This window comes from Paenibacillus eucommiae, assembly GCF_017874215.1.
GTDB classification, from domain to species: domain Bacteria; phylum Bacillota; class Bacilli; order Paenibacillales; family NBRC-103111; genus Paenibacillus_AI; species Paenibacillus_AI eucommiae.
This window is the reverse complement of the sequence record NZ_JAGGLB010000032.1, coordinates 1-20,207: the sequence shown is the minus strand read 5'-3', so window position 1 is coordinate 20,207 and position 20,207 is coordinate 1. Positions and strand designations below refer to the sequence as shown.

Annotated in this window: 14 protein-coding genes and 1 riboswitch; all 14 genes read right to left on the bottom strand. The window is 46.8% G+C overall.

Annotated features, from left to right (window positions below):
• Window positions 1-113: 113 nt before the first annotated feature.
• Window positions 114-1,079 carry an AAA family ATPase gene (locus J2Z66_RS32905; RefSeq protein ID WP_209977017.1) on the bottom strand — a complete coding sequence of 322 codons (966 nt, stop codon included), beginning with the start codon at window positions 1,077-1,079 and terminating at the stop codon, window positions 114-116.
• Window positions 1,080-1,388: 309 nt separating this feature from the next.
• Entirely contained in the window at window positions 1,389-3,683 is a 2,295-nt protein-coding gene (gene metE, locus J2Z66_RS32900) for a 5-methyltetrahydropteroyltriglutamate--homocysteine S-methyltransferase (RefSeq protein WP_209977016.1), read from the bottom strand.
• 159 nt (window positions 3,684-3,842) lie between these two features.
• Window positions 3,843-4,039: riboswitch (cobalamin riboswitch) on the bottom strand.
• Between the two features lie 148 nt (window positions 4,040-4,187).
• Window positions 4,188-4,877: a YdcF family protein gene (locus J2Z66_RS32895; protein WP_245376027.1), complete on the bottom strand. Its 690-nt coding sequence runs from the start codon at window positions 4,875-4,877 to the stop codon at window positions 4,188-4,190.
• Window positions 4,849-5,565 carry an alpha/beta hydrolase gene (locus J2Z66_RS32890; RefSeq protein WP_245376026.1) on the bottom strand — a complete coding sequence of 239 codons (717 nt, stop codon included), beginning with the start codon at window positions 5,563-5,565 and terminating at the stop codon, window positions 4,849-4,851. Before J2Z66_RS32890 ends, J2Z66_RS32895 begins: the two co-directional genes overlap by 29 nt.
• A gap of 38 nt (window positions 5,566-5,603) precedes the next feature.
• Window positions 5,604-6,302: a peptidylprolyl isomerase gene (locus J2Z66_RS32885; protein ID WP_209977015.1), complete on the bottom strand. Its 699-nt coding sequence runs from the start codon at window positions 6,300-6,302 to the stop codon at window positions 5,604-5,606.
• Window positions 6,303-6,346: 44 nt separating this feature from the next.
• Window positions 6,347-8,926, bottom strand: a complete 2,580-nt coding sequence (locus tag J2Z66_RS32880) for a transglycosylase domain-containing protein (protein ID WP_209977014.1) — start codon at window positions 8,924-8,926, stop codon at window positions 6,347-6,349.
• 117 nt (window positions 8,927-9,043) lie between these two features.
• Entirely contained in the window at window positions 9,044-9,280 is a 237-nt protein-coding gene (hfq, locus tag J2Z66_RS32875; RefSeq protein WP_209977013.1) for an RNA chaperone Hfq, read from the bottom strand.
• Window positions 9,281-9,347: 67 nt separating this feature from the next.
• Entirely contained in the window at window positions 9,348-10,328 is a 981-nt protein-coding gene (gene miaA / locus J2Z66_RS32870) for a tRNA (adenosine(37)-N6)-dimethylallyltransferase MiaA (RefSeq protein ID WP_209977114.1), read from the bottom strand.
• Complete coding sequence (locus J2Z66_RS32865) at window positions 10,328-11,101, bottom strand: class I SAM-dependent methyltransferase (RefSeq protein ID WP_209977012.1); 774 nt, start codon at window positions 11,099-11,101, stop codon at window positions 10,328-10,330. The genes miaA and J2Z66_RS32865 overlap by 1 nt, the downstream gene beginning before the upstream one ends.
• Window positions 11,102-11,105: 4 nt before the next feature.
• The gene (mutL, locus tag J2Z66_RS32860) at window positions 11,106-13,316 is read right to left on the bottom strand and encodes a DNA mismatch repair endonuclease MutL (protein WP_209977011.1); all 2,211 of its coding nucleotides are present in this window, start codon (window positions 13,314-13,316) and stop codon (window positions 11,106-11,108) included.
• Between the two features lie 3 nt (window positions 13,317-13,319).
• Window positions 13,320-14,771 (bottom strand): S41 family peptidase, encoded by a 1,452-nt coding sequence (locus tag J2Z66_RS32855; RefSeq protein ID WP_209977010.1) that lies wholly within the window; start codon window positions 14,769-14,771, stop codon window positions 13,320-13,322.
• 6 nt (window positions 14,772-14,777) lie between these two features.
• Entirely contained in the window at window positions 14,778-17,516 is a 2,739-nt protein-coding gene (mutS, locus tag J2Z66_RS32850) for a DNA mismatch repair protein MutS (protein WP_209977009.1), read from the bottom strand.
• A gap of 82 nt (window positions 17,517-17,598) precedes the next feature.
• A complete protein-coding gene (locus tag J2Z66_RS32845) occupies window positions 17,599-19,077 on the bottom strand; it encodes a putative amidoligase domain-containing protein (protein WP_209977008.1) in 1,479 nt (492 codons plus the stop codon).
• A gap of 132 nt (window positions 19,078-19,209) precedes the next feature.
• Complete coding sequence (locus J2Z66_RS32840) at window positions 19,210-19,776, bottom strand: outer spore coat protein CotE (RefSeq protein ID WP_209977007.1); 567 nt, start codon at window positions 19,774-19,776, stop codon at window positions 19,210-19,212.
• Window positions 19,777-20,207 lie beyond the last annotated feature (431 nt).

Sequence of the window (20,207 nt, the reverse complement as noted above, 5' to 3'; positions counted from 1 at the left end):
CTAACATCCGTGTCCGGTACGTATCATCAATATTCTGAATCAATATGACCGGAAAGTCAAACGACTTAGCTCTTAAAGGGTGCTGAAACGAAGTGATTTGAACAAGCACACAGTTATTTGGTTTTGATCTTTAAATCCTCTGGGCGTATGGACATTAACTCTTGTTTGGACGGAACAGTCGTATATTGATTTAGCAGCCTTACCGCTTGATGGCGAATCGACTTCTCCAGCAAATTCCTCACATACCTGGCATTACTGAAGGTTCTCCAGCTCGCTGACTTCTCTTCATTCAAATGCTGTCTAAGCTTAACAATAGCTTGCGGCAGCAGCACATATTCCCGTTCCTTCACCATCAGCTCGGAAATCTGAATTAAATGATCGATATGGTAATCTTCAAAATCAACCTGGATCGGAAAACGCGAAGGGAGTCCGGGATTTGTCGACAGAAACAGCTCCATCTCTTCCGGATATCCAGCGAGAATAAGAATAAAATCATTTTTCTTATCTTCCATTCCTTTCACCAGACAGTCGATCGCTTCTTTTCCAAAATCTTTATCGCCGCCGCGGGCCAGACTATAGGCTTCATCAATAAACAGGATGCCTCCCATAGCTTTCTTCATCAAATCACGCGTCTTCAGAGCTGTGTGGCCAATGTATTCACCAACCAGATCAGCCCGCTCCACTTCGATAAAATGACCTTTGCTCAGCACGCCCATAGCATGAAACATTCGACCTAACAAACGGGCTACCGTAGTTTTTCCAGTACCCGGATTCCCTCTAAAAATCATATGATAAACATGTGAGTTGCTAAGCAGACCAGCTTCTATTCGAAATTGGCTAACCTGAATAAGCGCATAGATTTCGTGAACTAGCTCTTTGACATGATCAAGGCCAACCATTTGGTTCAATTCTTTAAAAATATCGGATAATGGCCCTTCCATCGGGGTTCTTTTGCTGCTGTTGATCTGAGCTTCTGCTTCCATAGCCGGCTGCACTTCTGCATTTCGCAGTACTATGTTGATTTGCCGCGACGGGATGGTATTCGTTTTCTGCTCTTTGGTAATAACACGGCCACTCATCGATATCACCTCTTTGTCTAGGTGTTTAGTGTTTATTTTGCTCGCAGGAGCCCAATTTTTAGTTCTCTCTTATACTCCCCATAGTTCAAATAGTTCACATAATTCAAATAGTTCACACTATTCCCATTCTGCAGCTTTCCACAATCCATTACTCTTCCTTCATAGTTATTATCCGTCCAGACATTTTATGAAAACATCTTTATGTGAAGCCAAAAGAGGGATAAGCTGTCAGTTTATTACCCCCAAATAAAATAAGCTTGAATCCCTTTAATATCAAGGAAATTCAAGCTTATTTCAATCATCCACTTCCTATTTCGCTGCAAGTCTCCGCTCTCTGACTGCTTCAGTAGCTTGAACCATTACGCGCAGTGAAGCGACTGTTTCTTCCATCCCCCGTGTCTTTAAGCCACAATCCGGGTTGATCCAGAATAATGCAGGATCAAGCACCTTCAGAGCACGATCAATCATGCTTACCATTTCTTCTTCTGAAGGAACCCTCGGGCTATGAATATCGTAAACTCCAAGTCCAATTCCTTTGTCATAGGTGTATTCTTCAAAGCTATGAATGAGCTCACCATGGCTGCGCGAAGTCTCAATGGAAATAACATCAGCATCCAGGGCACGTATGGAATCGATAATGTCATGAAACTCGCAATAGCACATATGGGTATGAATTTGAGTAGTATCTTTAACAGTAGAAGTAGCAACCCGGAAGGCAAGAACTGCCCAATTCAGGTAATGCTCCCAATCAGCTCTCTTGAGTGGAAGACCTTCACGCAGTGCAGGCTCATCTACTTGGATCATTTCAATTCCAGCACGCTCAAGCGATTCTACTTCTTCACGCAATGCTAGAGCGATTTGATAGGAAACTTGCTCTCTAGTCATATCATCACGGACGAAAGACCAGTTAAGAATAGTAATAGGTCCTGTTAACATGCCCTTAACCGGTTTGCTAGTCAAGGATTGCGCATATACACTTTCCGCAACGGTCATAGTATCTGTAAATTGAACATCGCCGAAAATAATAGGCGGCTTCACGCAGCGGGAGCCGTAAGATTGGACCCAGCCATTCAGTGTGAAAGCAAAACCATCCAGTTTTTCACCGAAAAACTCTACCATATCGGTACGTTCAAACTCACCATGAACCAGTACATCCAAGCCAATTTGCTCTTGAAGCTCTATCCAAGCTTTGATTTGCTCTTGTACAAACTTCTCATACTGCTCGTTTGTCCATTCGGACTTTCTCCATTTTTGTCTCGCTTGTCTGATTTCGGCAGATTGTGGAAAGCTCCCGATCGTAGTAGTCGGCAGAAATGGAAGCTGCCATTTCTCTTGCTGAACCACTCTCCGCTCTGCAAAGCCATTGTTTCTTGTTGATTGCTTTTCATAGATTTCTTTTACAGCAGCCTGCACACTCTTCTTGTTTCTGGATGGATCTTCATCCAATGCTTTCAGTGCACGCTGGTTCTCTTCCAGTTTAGCAGAAACTGAATCAAGCCCTGTGGAGACAGCTTGTGCCAACAGTACGATTTCATCAAGCTTTTCATCTGCGAACGCCAATGCATTCTTTAGAACAGCTTCCAACTTAGTTTCTGGCTTTGTTGTAACCGGAACATGAAGCAAGCTGCAGGAAGGCTGAACAATTAGCCTTTCGTATGGAACAATTGCTGACACTTTCTCCAGCAGACCCAGTTTAGACGGGAAATCCGCACGCCAAATGCCACGACCGTCAATAAGGCCTACTCCCAGCACTTTATCTTCCGGGAAACCATGAGCTTCAATAGCTTGTAGATTGGAGGTAAAGCCATGCACGAAATCAAGTCCAATTCCTTGAACTGGCAATGAAACAATTTCCTGATAATGCTCGACACTCTCAAAGTAAGTTTGTAGCATAATTTTCAGTCCGGGAGCAGCTTCATTCAGCTCGGCATAAATAGCCTGAACCAGCTTGATTTCCACTTCTGTTAGTGAAGTTACTAGAATAGGCTCATCAATTTGCACCCATTTCGCACCTGCTTGCTCCAGCTCGACCAGGATTTGACTGTATAAAGGAATCAGCTTCTGAACAAGCTCTTCAATTTGGTCCTGTTTGTATCCTTTGGAAAGCTTCAAGAATGTATAGAGTCCGATCAGTACCGGTTTACCTTCTATGCCCAGCTTATCTTTAGCTTCCTGGTAAGCTTGCAGCGGCCGGTTTTCGGTTAACACGGGTTCAGTTTCATTGAACTCAGGCACAATATAGTGATAATTTGTATTAAACCATTTGGTCATTTCACAAGCCGTTGCACCCTTGTCTCCTCTTGCCATCGCATAATAAGTAGAAACAGGGACTTTACCGCCTTCATAGGCGAAGCGTTTCGGTACAAGCCCAAACATCGTTGCTGTATCCAGCATATGGTCATATAAAGAGAAATCGTTCACGGGAATGATATCGATTCCCTTCTCTTTTTGAACCTTTAAATGTCCCAATCTAATAGCTTCCAGCTGCAGAATCAGATCTGAATCACTCAGCTTGCCAGCCCAAAAAGCCTCAAGTGTTTTTTTCCATTCCCTATTAACACCAATTCGCGGATATCCTAAGTTACTGCTCTTCAACAAGCTCATATTGTGCCTCCCAGCTTCTATTTTTGTTAACTTCTGATTTCAATAGAACCTAACAACGCAAAAAAGACATCCTTACCCTGTTTCTAAAAAAGGGTAAAGATGCCCAATATATGTGCGGCTGTGACCATCTTTAACACCCTCCTATCTCCCGTAGGTAAATCAGTGCTGTCAAAATAGGCAGGTCTCCTGGCTCCAGAATCTCCGTCTTGTTTGCAACCTTCCCAGTCCTAAGACCAGTGGCTTATGCGCAAACGACTCCTCTGTTACAGTGGCGGGACCGCGCCGGTTTTACACCGGACTTCCCTTTTAAGCTCTAGCATACAAAAAGCTAAAGCACCTATTTCCACATTTTCAATTGTCAAGTTTCAATCTACACAACGAATCATACATCATACTAAATAATTATGCAAATAGAGTTATGTCCCACAAAAGCACAGTTCTAACTCATTTCCGAGTAATTACAGAGGAATTTAGGCGTTTTCTTCTAGACAGTCATTTTTTTTGCTAGTTTGCCATCAGACCGCTTTTAAGCATTAGCTTCGTCCAATACCACTTGCTGAATGCTAATGTTTCGCGCGCTTCATGATAAGGCATGTACATGACTTTGGAGGCCGTTGTAGCAACAGCAGGTTGCTTTAACCCGATCGTTTGCGCAATATCCAAGGAACGTGCTCCGTGATACTCATGTGTCATAATAATCGTTGTAACAAAACCTTCCGCATCCATAATCCGCTTACTGAATAACAGATTCTCATAAGTGCTGGTAGCTTCAGGCTCCAACCAAATATCTGCCTCCGGAATGTCCTGCATAACTAAATAATTCCTCATGCCCTCAGCTTCAGTTAACCGCGATCCGTTATGATCAAGCCCGCCTGAAACGATAATTTGCTTAAACTTTCCCTCATGATAAAGCTTTACTGCCAGATCCAAGCGTTCTCTAAGTCCCGGGCTTGGAGTATCATTCCAGAGAGATGCGCCAAGCACAATGCCAACATCTGCAGCCGCGGGAAGCTTATAGTGTGGAACACTTTGTATTTTCCATTGTATAAAAACGACCCATATGATACCTGCTAGCAGGAGAATCAACAGGCCTCTCAACCAAAAGCGAAGGGTTCGCACAGATGATGCTTTATGTATTGATACGACTCCCGCTCCACGTGTAATCTCAGAATGGGGCTTTGTCCTTCTCATCATTCTCACCCCCGCATTCTTTCTCCAAAAAAACATCAACCTCATGGAATAATCGCACAGACTCATCACTAAGACATATTAAATGCCTTGATTTAGGAAACCAGCTAAGTTCGCGATAGCCGCCAAGTTTGTTATAAATGTAACGCGCACTCAGCGGATGGATCACATGATCCTGTTCACTTTGCGCAATAAAGGTAGGTACTCTTACTTTCGTTAGCTCAGGCCGTAGATGCCTGACAATACGGGTAAATTGCCAAGTAGCGCGAATCGGCGTCGATTTCACCTTGTCCAGGTCCTGTACGTCACGATGCTTCCATCTCTCATGGATCACTTTAAGCAGCCTTGAGGGGCTTATGTATACAACAGAGGCATTAAGAAGGATCAGCTTCCTCACCGGGTAGCGAGCTGCTATGTAAGCTGCGAGCAAGCCGCCCATGGAAAATCCAATGATATCAAAGCTTCCATAGGCTGCACTCATGCGCTCCGCATACCACTCTGCAGATTGAATCCATTTCGTCCAGTGCCCCGTTTTTAGCTGAGCTAGATCTTCTCCGTGCCAAGGCAGTCTGGGCACTTCACAAGACCTCCCTGAGCTTCGCAAATAATCGGCCAGCGGCTGCAGCTCGAACGGTCCTCCCGTAAAACCGTGAAGCAATAAACACGGCAGCTTCTGAGATGGTTCAATAGACAAAAGAGTCAGCCTCCTTCGTTGCCTGCTTGATGTGTGAGTTATTTTTCCTTAATCGTAATCGTATTAATTTTCACTTCTTCTGTAGGAAGACTAGACTCCCCACTGTTTGGGTTCATAGTCACTGGAATTTCAGCAATTTTCTGAACATTATCCATGCCTTCAATTATTTTTCCGAAAATGGTGTAATTTGGGTTCGAATTCAAGTTACGTCCACAATCGTCACCCGTACAAATAAAGAATTGACTTCCACCAGAATTAGGCTCTCTCGTTTTAGCCATTGCTACAATTCCTGGGTCATATTTGTATGGAGAATTAAGCTCATCCTCAATTTTGTACCCTGGACCACCCATTCCGTTTCCTAATGGATCTCCTGTTTGAATCATAAATGTTTTCACAATGCGGTGGAAAATCACATCATCATAAAAGCCTTCTTTCGAAAGAAAAACAAAGTTATTGACCGTCTTCGGAGCTTCTTTGGCAAAAAGCTGAACTGTAAACTTGCCCTTGGATGTGTCAAACTCCGCCTCATATGATTTGTCTGGATCGATAGCCATATCAGGAGCTTTACTCCACTGCTTAGGCTCTTTTACCTCCGGTGAAGGAGAAGCAGACGGATTAGGAGATGCACTTGAGCCGGAACCTTCTTTATCGCCATTAGAATTGGCGCAAGCCGATACGATCATAACGAGTAGAGCAAGCATGGTTAATAGAACTAATCTGGATCTTCTGATTTTCATTGGTTAACTTTCCTCCTGAATATGTGTGATAACCCCACCCTGCCTTATTCGGCAGGGGTGGGACTAGGGCTCGGGCTGGGAGAAGGAGTGGGAGACGGGCTTGCTGTCCCTCCCAAGGTCTCACCACCTCCATCACCTGGAGATGGATCTGGTGAGTTACTCGGTTCTGGGGATGGGCTTCCATTGCCATTTCCGTTGCCATTGCCATTGCCATTACCGTTTCCGTTTCCGTTTCCATTGCCGTTGCCATTACCATTACCATTACCATTACCATTACCATTACCATTACCGTTCCCATTCTCCCCTTCATTCCCTTCTCCATTTTCACCATCCGGGGAAGGTGACGGAGAAGTGGAAGGATCCAATGGATCTACACTCGATTCATCCTCAGGAATCTCGACGCTTGCTATATTTGATTTTTCGCCGGCATCTGAAGTTTCCGCATTTAAAGGAACAATATAATACTGATAAACCTTACCTGGCTCCACTGTTGTGTCGTTAACTACTGGATTCGAGGATTGAACCAGCATCTGTGCTTCTTGCTGTGAAGAATCCATACGGAACACTTGATAGATGGCACTCTCATCCAATGGGGTCCAGCTAAGCTTGACTGACCTGTTCTCCGTTACATATACAGCGGATAAATCGGCAATTCCCTTCGGAGGCTCAGTCTTAACCGGCTCATCAACGCCACTTGGCTTTTTAAAGTCAGCAATCGGTTTTCCATCTAACGCCTTCGACATAACCTCCTTGAAAATAGCTGCGGTGTTCCCGCTGCCGACAGTCACATAATGCTTCGAATCCGTTTTATCAAAGCCTTCCCACACAGCCGCTGTCCACTCAGGTGTATAGCCAACGAACCAGACATCCCGGTCATATTTCTCAATGCCCTTGATATCAAGTCCCGTTGATCCCGTCTTACCAGCAACTGGCCGGTCAAACTTCGCTTTTACACCCGTTCCGCTTTCAACTGCCCCACGCAGCATGAGGGTCATATAATAAGCGGTCTTTTGTGACATGACCTTTTGAGGGTCTGATTTAAATACGGCTATTTCCTGACCGCTGCTTTTTTTGATAGATTTAATAGCATGCGATGTATGCTGGATACCTTCATTGGCAAAAGCGCTATAGGCCGAAGCCATATTCAGCGTCGATACACCGTGGGTCAATCCCCCAAGAGCTATCGCAAGATTAGTATCCTTGGCGCTATCCAGCTTCAAACCCAATTTCTCGGCAAATTTATAACCTTTGCTGGCACCCATTTCATTCAGCAGCCATACAGCCGATAAATTGTAAGATTTCCTGACAGCCTCCATCATCGTGACTTCTCCATGCTGCTGACGATCATAGTTGCGCGGTGTATATGCACTGCTGCCCTTTCCATACGTTTGAGTCTTATCTTGAAGAATGGAGTACGGATTGTAATCGCCGCTTTCCAATGCGGGAGCGTAGACAGTGATTGGCTTGAAAGAAGATCCAGGCTGCCTTAAGCTAAGGGCACGATTCAATCCCTTGCGCTGGTAATCCCGGCCGCCGATCATCCCGACGATACCACCATCCTGATGATTAATAATGACCATAGAACTCTGAATTTTTTCTCCATCTACAGCATCCTTTTGAAAAAACTTCGGATCCGCATAGGTTTGCTCGATAATTTGTTGCGTTTTGGCAACCATCGTTGTGTAGATACGGTAGCCCTTGGTAAGCAGTTCATCTTCCTCAATACCATAGACATCCTCTGCTTCTTTAACTACGTAATCAAGAAAGCTTTCATAATCCGTATTGCCCTTAGTAGTTACTGGCGCTACGTAATCCACAGCTGCCGCTTCTGCTCTTTGCGCTTCTGTGATATAGCCTTGATCTGCCATAAGTCTAAGCACAACTGCCCTGCGCTCCTTGGACTTATCTGGATTCGCGATTGGCGAATAGCGTGACGGCGCCTTCGGCAATGCAGCCAAGGTAGCCATTTCCCAAAGATCAAGGTTATTCAAATTTGGTTCATTAAAATACACTTGCGCCGCCGCTTTAATGCCATAAGCACGGCTGCCGAAAAAAATACGGTTTAAATATCTCTCTAATATTTCTTCCTTCTCATATCTTCTTTCCAATTCTATCGCAATTGATACCTCGGAAGCTTTACGGAATGCAGTTTTTTCCGAGCTCAGGTACAGATTTTTGGCCAATTGCTGAGTAATGGTGCTTCCGCCTTCTACTGCGCTGAGATGCATAACGTCAGTGACAAGAGCTCTGCCAATCGCCCACAAGTCGATTCCCGAATGTGACTCAAAGCGGCGGTCCTCAGTGGCAATAAAGGCATCCTGCAGCAGCTTGGGCACGTCCTTAATTTTGACACTTTCGCGGTTCTCACGGGATAATCTGGCTACCTCATTATCATCGACATCAAAGATGATCGTCGCTTCCGGCGGGTCTAGCTTATCGATGTTCTCCTTCATGATTTTAGACCCATTCAACATAATCAGGATGTACACGCCAAGTGCGCAAATGATAGCAAGAATAACAGCAATAATCATGCCTACAAGCAATTTTTTATAGCTGAACTTTTTCTTGATACGCTTTTTTTGCGGCGGCTTCGAAACTTTTTTCGGATCTTTTGCAGATGCCATTCCACCGACTCCCTCTCCTGTTTCTCTCTCTTTCAATAAAAGAACAACCCAGAATGTAAGGTTGCTCCATTTGGTTCCTATTTGATTAGACGTACGACTAAAATAAAAAGTTGCGTATCACTCAGACGCTTCAGGTGTCATTAAAGAGACAGCTCTTTGCGGAGTGAAGGTAGAGATGGCATGCTTGTAAACCATTTGCTGGCGACCTTCGCTGTCAATGACAATTGTGAAATTATCAAAAGCGCGGATAACCCCTCTGATTTGAAACCCATTAGTCAAATACACGGTTACGGGAATGCTTTCTTTGCGCAGCTGATTAAGAAAATTGTCTTGGATGTTAATGGATTTGTTCATCAGTAAAGTCCCCCTCAATGGAATCGAAACGTTCTCCCTCGGCACTAATTTGCCTATGGCACTATTTCTATAGTAATGGTTGTTGATTATATTCAATTTCTTGTACGAACTTTCCTGTTATTATATCATTAATTTTTTTCAAATGGACAGAAAAATTTGTTTGATCCGTTAAATCCACCCAATTTATTTGTTTCATATGACGAAACCAGGACAATTGACGCTTTGCATAGCGTCTTGTGTTCCTTTTCAACAGCACTGTCGCATCTTCCAGAGTAAGCTCGCCCTCCAGATAAGCAGCTATTTCCTTGTATCCAAGACCCTGCATGGAAATCGCATCTTTCGGACAGCCGGAAGCAAGCAAGCTTCTTACCTCTTCCACAAGACCCGCTTCCAGCATCTCATCAACCCGGGCTTCTATTCTTTTGTAGAGCATAGCCCTGTCCATAGTCAGACCAATGATGCAAAGCTCGTAGGGAGATTCCTTCGTTTGATCCTCCAGATGCTTGGATAGCGGGGTCCCCGACAAGTGAGCAATTTCCAGGGCGCGAATAACCCGCCTTCTGTCATTATAATGAAGCCTCTCTGCAGACTCTGGATCAACCAGTTGCAGCTTGTGATGAAGTGCTTCTTCACCATGCAGATCCGCAAAAGCGTCCTGTTCTTTACGAAATTCCTCGTCTGATCCGACCTTTGTAAACCGAAAATCATAACAGACTGATTCAATGTAAAGCCCTGTCCCTCCTACTATAAAAGGCAGCTTACCCCGCTCATTAATTTGCGGAATCAAATCCCGCACAAGTTCCTGGAACTCAGCCGCGGAAAAGGGATCCTGCGGATCATGAATATCGATCAGGTGATGAGGAAACAGGCGGCGCTCTTCATCACTCGCTTTTGCCGTCCCTATATCCATACCCCGGTACACCTGCATAGAATCACCGGAAATTATCTCACAGTGATATTGCTTGCTAATCTCCATACTAAGCTTTGTCTTCCCGACCGCTGTCGGGCCAATCAATACTAAAAGACGCGGCTTTGCTGCTCCTTCAATCACAGTCGAATCACTCCATACGTTGTTTTGGTGCTTGATCGCGCCACACTGTCAAAGCCAAGACGCGCAAATTCCAGGCTGTCCTTACTTTCCTTAAGCACGATGCTTTTCCTCGCCACTCTTCTCGCCTGAAGGATCGTTTCCAGCGTTATCGCCTCTCCATTGGCAACATCCCTAAGCGGAGAGATCGAGTTAGACTGCTCAAGTGGACTGCGAAACATCGGGTCAAAATAAATCGTATCCACGCTTTGAGGCTCCAGCGTTCGTAAATAGGCCAGGTGATCCGTATGCTTAACCTGAATTCTCCTCATCGCTTCATTCAGCCCGGGGATATCCGAATGATAGCCTTGCAGCCCTTCCATAATCAATAACGCCGGAACCCTCTCACTCTCGATCGCAGTCACTACCCCATGTTCTCCGGCTGCAAATGAAAAAAGGATCGAATCGGACGCCAGGCCGGCTGTACAATCGAGTACATGATCCCGCTCCACTACGCCGGAAGCCTCCAGAAGCGGGTCTTTCTCCCCGCGTAACAGACGTTTCACTCGAATAGCGGCCATACTTGGATGAAAAAAAAACGCTGGCCTTCCTTCTCCATAGTACCTGATCTCTTCTTTGGTAACAAGCAGGACCGCCTGATCCCCGTTTCGCAGCCTTAGCTGTTCAATCGAAAGCTTATGTCTTGGTACATAAAATCCTCCCCAAGCTTCAGATAGCTTACACGCTTTATCAAGAAGCTCCTGGGTTGGATCGTAAGATGTCGTTACTAACACTAGGTTACATCACCCGCTTAAACATTTTTTCGAGCTCATATGTGGAAAAACTAATGACAATAGGTCTTCCATGCGGACAGGTATACGGATTCCGGCAGGCAGCAAGCCGGTCAAGCAGCGTCTCCATCTCCTGAATGCCCAGACTTTGATTCGCTTTTATAGAAGCTTTACAGGAACATAGAATTGCGGATTTCTCGCGGAGCTTGGCAATATCCACTGCCTTCCTCTCACTAAGAATCCAATCACACATTTCTTCAATAATTTGTTTTTCTTCACCATCAGGAAACCAATGCGGATGAGCTCTTACCAAAAAGGTATTGCCGCCAAACGCCTCCAAATAAACGCCAGCTTGCTCAAACAGGGCAAACCTCTCACGAATGGCCAAAGCCTCGGAAGGCGTAAATTCCAAAGTGATGGGAACTAGCAGCTCTTGACTCGCTTCAACCGGATTGCCGAAACGCTCATAGTAATATTCATAATGAATCCGCTCATGCGCTGCATGCTGATCAATCAAAAACAGACCCTCATTGTTCTGTGCAATCAAATAGGTGCCATGCATTTGGCCAATCGGCGTTAGACTCGGAAAAGAAGGAAGGCCCTGAGTCTCAGCACTTGTAGAATGAGGCAGCGTCTCCATAAAGTTCCCGGCTATCTGCCGCTGCTGTTGGAAGGTTGGCTTAGGCCTGCCTGAATCGTATGATTGTGATGATGTTTGTGTTGATTGCTGGCGCGTCGTCTGCTGCCGATTTGAGCTAACTGTACTAGAAGCAAATGTCCCATCCGGGTAGGCTGACAATGACTCCTTCACCTGCTGCGACTGATTCGATTGCGACTGCTGCCGCTGCTGTGACTGATTCGATTGCGACTGCTGCCGCTGCTGTGACTGATTCGTTTGCAACTGATCCACTTGTAATGGTTTTGCCTGAAGTGTATTGGAGTGTGGCACATCTATTGGAGCTTCTTCTTTAACTATTTCTTGTTTAGTCCATTCTTTTTTAGGCAATCCTTCTTCCGGCAAATTCTCCTCAGGCAATTTATCTCCAGGCAGCGGTTGCGATTGCGGTTGCGATTGCGGTTCTAAAGCCGATTGTTTGTCAGCAGTCGCTTCTGCATCTGCTGCTTCGTTAGTGCCTGCCTCTTCAGGATCAGCCCTGCGAATCAATTCAAACTGCTCTTGAATGTAAACGCCCTTCGGAGCACTTTGCTTGTTCCCCTGAGGGATTAAGACCTGCTTACCCAAGACACGCCTCACTTCCGCAGTAATCAAGGCTGTGAGCTCTGCTTCCTTACTGAATCTTACTTCCAGCTTCGCAGGATGAACGTTGACATCAACAAGCTCCGGATCCATATTGATCTGCAAAACAACTATCGGATAACGATGAATCGGCAGCAAGGTGTGATAGCCCTGCAGCAGCGCCTGATTGAGTGCGAAATTGCGCACATAGCGGCCGTTCACAATAGTCGAGATGCCACCGCGGTTCGCCCGGGTCATTTCTGGCTTCGCGATGTAGCCGGATATTTGATAATCCAGGCTTTCCGCTTCCAGCGGCAGCATCTGCTTCCCGACAGCAGAACCATAAATAGCAGCGATCACCTGCAGCAAATCCCCTTTTCCCAGCGTTTGGAGCAGGAGATTGCCATTATGCTTGAGCGAAAAAGCAACATTGGGATGAGCCAGGGCAAGGCGATAAATGAAATCTGAGACATGTCCAAGCTCAGTTTGGATCGTTTTCATATACTTCAGGCGTGCGGGTGTATTAAAGAATAAATCTCTGACCGTAACTTCCGTCCCCCGCGGCGCAGCTGTTTCTTCCACAAGGCGGATCGTACCGCCCTCCATCACCATTTTGCGGCCTAAGCCTGTGCTCTCTGCACTTGTAACACATTCCAGACGTGAAACCGAGGCAATACTCGGAAGCGCCTCACCGCGGAACCCCAAGGTACGGATCGAGAATAAATCCTTGTTTGTTGAGATTTTACTAGTTGCATGCCGCTGGAAGGCCACTTCAGAGTCCTCAGCTTCCATGCCTGAGCCGTTGTCAGTTACCCGAATGAGCTGAAGCCCTCCTTCTTCGATGGAAATATCAATCCGTGTGCTGCCTGCATCAATAGCATTTTCCACAAGCTCCTTCACCACAGACGATGGACGTTCCACCACTTCACCAGCTGCTATTTGGTTGGCGATTTGCTCGCTCAGCAGTTGAATTTTGCCCATATGCTAATTCCCCCTTGCTGTCAGAGTAGTTAGCTGTTCCCCCTGGTCTTCAACTACAAGCTGAGGAAAGAACTTCCTGAAATGCTCTACATTCACATAGCTGGTGCCATTCTCAATCAAGATATCGCTGGAAGCAGCGGAAAAAGAATGATTCCCACCTTGAAAAGCAATATCAATCGTTCTTAGCTTATCGTTCCAGGAAATTTCAGCATTAATGAGAGCAGCTAGTGCTCGGGTTGGTGCGAAAAGCTTGCCATTTTCACGAACAAGATTAAAGGAGTCGATCACCTCAACACCATTAAAAAGAACTTTGTGCTTGCTTACTTGAACCTTAATATCGGTTATCCCCGATTTACGCAGAGCGGTTATCATTTGAGCAGCACTCCCGTCGACCTTCAGATCAGGAGTAATACCTACATGGTTCACTTCATGCTTGTTAGGCGTCAAATATTCTTCAACCGTAACTTTGAGAGCTCCGCCTTCTTCCAGCCCATAAAGCCGCTGAACACTGCCTTTCCCATAGCTTTGCATACCGATAACCTTGGCAATGCCATAGTCCTGAAGCGCACCGGCCAAAACCTCGGAAGCACTTGCGCTATATTCGTTGAGCAGGATATGAACAGGAACACCCAGCTTGGAGCCGCCTGTTATCTTCAACGGTGTGCTGTTGTCATTGCGGTCTTTCATATAAATAAGAGTACCTTCTTGAATAAAATGTTTTGAGATATTTAATGCCGTCGATAAAAGTCCACCGGGATCATTACGAAGATCAATAATAAGTGCATCAAGCCCCTTGACTTGCAATTCTTTAAGCTGCTGGTCAAATTCTAACTCTGCGTCGCTTGAGAAATCGGTGATTTGCATATACCCTACATTGCCTTCAAAATGTTTGCTGTACACTTCTGGAATATTGACAGCATCTCGGATAAGCGGAAATTTGATAAATTTTCCATCACGCTCAACCGTTACTTCAACGGAAGTTCCAGCTTCCCCTTTAATCTTATTAACAACAACGTCTAAGGCCAAGCCATCTGTCGGAGCACCATCAACAGCCTTGATATAATCATCGCGCTGAATACCTGCTTTTTCCGCTGGAGAGCCTGCGAAAACCTCTACGATAAACACGCCGTTCTCATCAAACCCGACACGTGCGCCCATCCCCACATAATTATTTTCCAGAATATTAGAGAACTGCTCTAATTCCTCAGGGCTGAAATAATCCGTGTACGGATCATCCAGGAGCTTGAGCATTTCATCAATACTTTTACCCGCCAGGGCACTTTCGCTAACGCCGCTGACATGCACTTGTGACAATATATCCCTCACCTGCTGGGTGTCCGAATCGCTTCCCTTCGCTGTCGCAAGTAAAGGGAATGCCATGACTATAGCGGCGGTCACCGCTACCATCCATTTCAATTTCGTCCACTGCGTCCACTGCGTCCACTGCTTGATCATGATAGTCTACCCTCTTCCTTCTTCGTTGAGAGCAGTGCTGCCTGTATCCTGCAGCCTGCTTCTCATGTCGTGAATCATGTTGAGCGCCTGGAGCGGGGTCATATTGATAAGATCCAAACTCTTGAGCTGGTCAATAACCTGCTGATATTTGGGTGTCAGCTTCTTTTTCTGCTTGTCCAGCGCAGCGCTGTCCGCTTCAAAGAGAGAGAGCTGCACTATGGGCCCTTTTGCCAAAGTATTTGGTGATTCAACCTCTACGGAGACCTTCTTGGATGCCGCAGCGTACACAGCTTGTCCATCAGCGATCTGTTCTGTCGATAAAGCTGCAGCGGCTTCAGCCTCAAACAGCTCCGCCCTCGCTGTAAAAACGTTAAGCAGCTCATAAGAGCGCTCAATGATGGTCTGCGGCAGACCGGCAATTTCAGCACAATAAATACCATAGCTCGTGCTCGCTGCTCCCTTAATCAGCTTGCGCAGGAAAGTGACCTGGTCTCCGCTTTCCTTCACAGCCATACAGTGATTCGTCAGATAGACCAGACTTTCCTCCAGATGCGCCAGCTCGTGGAAATGTGTCGAAACCAGCGTTTTGCAGCCGACTTTATCATGCAGAAACTCTATGACAGCCTGCGCAATGGCCATTCCCTCACCTGTTGAGGTGCCGCGTCCTAATTCATCAATGACAACGAGGCTCCGCTCTGTAGCTTTCTCCGTCATAACCTGAATGTCCATCATCTCGACCATGAACGTACTCTGTCCACCGATCAGATCGTCGGCAGCGCCAATTCTTGTGAAGATCCGGTCCGTAAGCGCGACTTTAGCCGATGCAGCGGGTACGAAGCAGCCGATCTGGGCCATTACACTAATAACAGCCACCTGCCGCATGTACGTGCTTTTACCTGCCATATTGGGGCCTGTAATAAGTAGAATGCGTCCCTCTTCCTGCTTGAGCTTTGTTTCATTGGCGATAAAAGAGCCTTCCTGCAGAACAGCTTCCACTACAGGATGGCGGCCTTCAGTAATCAGGAGGTCATAGCCTTCGGCAATTTCCGGCCGGCAGTAATGCTGCGCCGCACTAACGGCGGCAAGAGATTGATACACATCCGCGGCCGCGATTCGTTCAGCCAGCAGCTGCAAGCGGGATACATGACCCGAAATGCGGTCACGCAGCTCTGTGAAGAGCCCGTATTCAAGGTCTACCATCTTATCCTGTGCTTCCAGAATGAGCGCTTCCTTCTCCTTAAGCTCTGGGGTTACATAGCGTTCAGCATTAGCCAGCGTTTGCTTGCGCTCATAGCGGCCTTCAGGCAGTGAAGCCATATTTGCTTTTGTAATCTCGATAAAATAGCCAAAAATTTTGTTGTAGCCGATTTTCAGCGATTTGATGCCTGTTGCTTCCCGTTCTTTACGCTCCAGCTCGGCAATCCACTGCTTGCCATTTTTGCTCGCTTCTTTCAACTGGTCCAGATGGCAGTGATACCCCTCGCGGATGATCCCTCCATCACGAACCGACACTGGCGGCTCATCCTCAATCGCATCTGTAATCCACAACATTACGTCTTCGCACATATCCATATTGTCAACAAGTTTGCGCAATGTCTCAGATCCAGAGGATGCGCACACTTCCTTAAGTGCAGGCACCTGCTTCAATGAATGCTTGAGGGCATTCATATCACGGGCATTGGCATTACCGTAGGATATACGCGCCACCAAACGCTCCAAATCATAAACTTCCTTCAGGGCAAGCTTTAAATCCTCGCGGATCATCAGCTGATGATACAAAGTATCAACAGCCTCCAGCCGTTCCTCAATACGTGAAACGCTCATTAACGGCTTCTCAATCCATCTGCGCAGCATCCGCGCTCCCATGGCGGTTACCGTTTTGTCCAGCAGCCACAGCAAGGAGCCCTTCTTTGTCCGCTCTCTGACGGTTTCGACAAGCTCCAGATTTCTTCGTGTAAATGGATCCATCGTCATATATTGATCATGCTCATAGACGCGGATATGCTTGACGTGCGTGAGCGCTCTTTTTTGAGTTTCTCTAAGATAAGTGAGCAGCAGGGCGATTCCGTGACGATTCACTGGGAGCAGCGAGGAAAGTGCAGCATCCGCTATGAAATGTTCATCGAGCAGCTGCTCATCCACATCTGTCCACTCTGTCAAAACGGTCGTCTTACTCCAGCTTAAAGTGAACTTCCCAATGTCTCCCAAAAGCGCAGCGGATGATATAATTTCTGCCGGATTATATACATTCAGCTCATCGATCACAAGCTCCAGAGAATTATCGAGCCAAGTCGTGTACAGCTCTCCCGTTGAAATATCGCAAGCAGTAAACCCGTATAAATCATCCTTGAACACAATAGAAACTATGTAGTTGTTACTCTTTTCGCCGAGCAGCTTATTCTCCATCACGGTTCCTGGAGTGACAATTCTTACAATCTCCCGCCGCACCACGCCTTTGGCCTCAGCCGGGTCTTCCACCTGCTCGCAGATAGCCACTTTAAAGCCCTTTTCAATAAGCTTAGCCACGTAACCCTCAGCTGCATGATAAGGAACCCCGCACATGGGAATGCGCTCCTCCATCCCGCCGCCGCGGCCCGTAAGCGTAATTTCCAATTCTCTTGAGGCATTTACAGCATCCTCGAAAAACAGCTCATAAAAATCTCCTAAACGAAAAAACAAAAAAGCATCCGGTGCCTGTGCCTTTACGGCCAGGTACTGCTGAATCATCGGCGTATACTGAGCCATATTCTCCTCCAACCAAATCACAAATTATTCTGTATATGTTCTATTATCAGGAAACCCCATACTTGTCTATTATAGCATGAATTCATAGAGGGTAGCTTCTTTCAGAGCGATAGGCAGCGATTTTCCAAGTCTTGCGAAAATCAGCCAGCTCGTTCCATGGTGCCCTTTTTATGATCATCGCTTTTAACGGGTCCAGGCAATCGGCATATTCAGCATAGTTCTCCAGCTGCTCCAGGTCATTCCACAGCTGCTGAATGACTTCCTGCACGCTCTCTTTTTTCCCGCTGTAATAAAAAGACTGCACATCCGGCTCCATAAGCGGGCGGCGCGGCAGCGACAAATAATGCTCGGCAATTATGGCTGCAAGCGCAAATACGCCGCGGGCCACAGCCGGAGATACCAGCCAGCTTGGCAGCGTCCGGTATTCAAAGCCGCCGTGCGACTGCCTCCGGAAGTCGCCGAGGAAGCCATAGCGGGGGCGCCGCTGCGCCGTCGTCGCGCCTTCGATCTGCATCAGCGGCAGCGCGAGATAATTATCGAGCGCGCGCAGCAGATGCGCATTCAGCCATATGCGGCTGAAATGGATATGTCCGCCGAGGGCAAAGCCCCTCAGCGGCATGCCGCCCGAGAGCCACGCCAGGCTCTCGTCTGGGATTGCGCGCGCGGCGAGCTGCATCGTCCGATGCAGATTCCTCGCCAGCTGGCGCGGGTCCACGCTGGGCTGCGGGCGCAGCTCGGCCAGCGGCAGGATCACGCGATGCCCGCTGAGCACGATGGCATCGCAGCCGACAGGCCCTTCCCGCTCCAGGAAGCGGGAAGCGGAAACGACCTTCCCCTGCTTGCTGAGCAGAAGGAACTCGGGGTCGCTTCCAAGCATCGCTCTCTCGCTGCGCGCAAGCTCACTTGTCAGCTCCGCATCATAGCGCTCGATAGCTCGCGCGAACAGCTCCGTCAGGCGGCGATTCAGCTTCGGAACCGGATCAGCATTCAACACAAGCGTATGACCGCTGGAGAGAATGCCTATCGTAACAATCCCATAATCGAGGCCTAAGGCGTAAATGGCTTTGATCGCCTCACGCGCTGCTCTGCGCATATGAAAAGTCGCCTGCGAGTAAGTAACTTCCTTATAGCTCGAATCCCTGCCAATGCCAGTGCCAGTGGAAACGGCACCTTGAGAGTTCTTTGTCCCAGGTCCAGTGGCAGAAACCCACATGCTTTCTTTTTTCTCATAGATGGCAAGCGCTTGCAGGTGAAAAACAGCAACCTTATATTTAAAAGGAAAATAGGGATTCTGCTTTTGGAGCACATGTGACCCGGCTGTCTTAATCCCATGCAGCTCTAATATCTCTTCTCTTTTTTTAACCTGCTGAGCCCTTATGATTGCCTTTACTGGCTGTAGGGTTAACAAGTCTTGACGAGTTTGCTCCTGTAGATAGGCCCCCCAGTTCACGACTGCCGTCCCCTTCCAGTCAGTTGGAAGCTGAGAACCGCTCGGGACTGCAAGCCCCTCTGTTAGTTTGATGGCATCCTCCTCCTGCGAATGCAGCAAAAAAGTTTGCACAAGGCTCCCCCTTCCGGAATACGAGTTCAAATTATGTTAGACGTCTGCCTATTTTCTCAAAAAGAAACAAAAAAGAGGGCAATAGCCCTCTACCGAATCTACAATGCTGCATATAGTGGTGTAAAGATTCGATTAAATGATTTCATCATCAAGCAGCTCAGCATCCAAATCTTCAAAATCATTATCCACACTTTCGTCGAAATCGACGTGCTTATCGCCGAAATCGTCACAACCGTGATTACAGATAAGAATGCAGACCTTGGTTTCTGCAATCATTTCTACCTGAAACTCACGTTCCACCCGGATCAACACGCTATCGCCGCTAGAAGAAATACTTGCTTCTACACAGTTTGGCTCCTGAGTAGCAGCGGCAGATACCTCGGCGGTAGCGGTCTTATGTTTTTTGTCCAGGTACGTTAGTGGAATGAGTTCTACATAGGATACTGTTTCTTTTGCGACCTCTGTCTTCGTGTTGCGGTCATGTGAATACCAAATGTTGATATCGTAAGTACCCATTACCTCCACGCCATCTCCGGATTGGACTGCTTCGTATTGATTGTTAATAATCCAAGCGCCCAAAATACTGGTCGGAGAAAAGGGTGGAGTGACATTATGGCTCACATGCGAAAATTTACGCCCTTTGCCGCAGACAGCCTTGGTAATAATCTCTCTGCATTGCAAATCCTTATCTATTGACATCCTTTCAACCTCCTCCATACAATCATTCATTACAAGTGTATGCAGGACATAGGCAAATGTTGATTAAATGGATGTACCCAAACCCACAAATTTCTTTATTCCCATATATATGCGCTTTAGCTCATTATCTGAACTAAACGAGCTTGAATGAAAGCAACCTTTTCACGGTTAAAATGTGACCATAAATCAGGCTCAACCTAATAATCAGTGCTTGACAGTCAAGCTAACATTCGATGGCGGTTAAATGCTACGAAAATGCCAGCTTGATAGCGGCCCGGTACTTGTCATAGCTTTTTTCATATCGGCGAGGGTAACATGTGCGCTAATGGTCACCGCAGTCTAAGCTTGCCCCACAACGTTTCCGGAAATTTACAGTAAGAATCGATACGTATCCAAGACGTTGCGAAACACTTGGAGCCCCCTCCACAGCA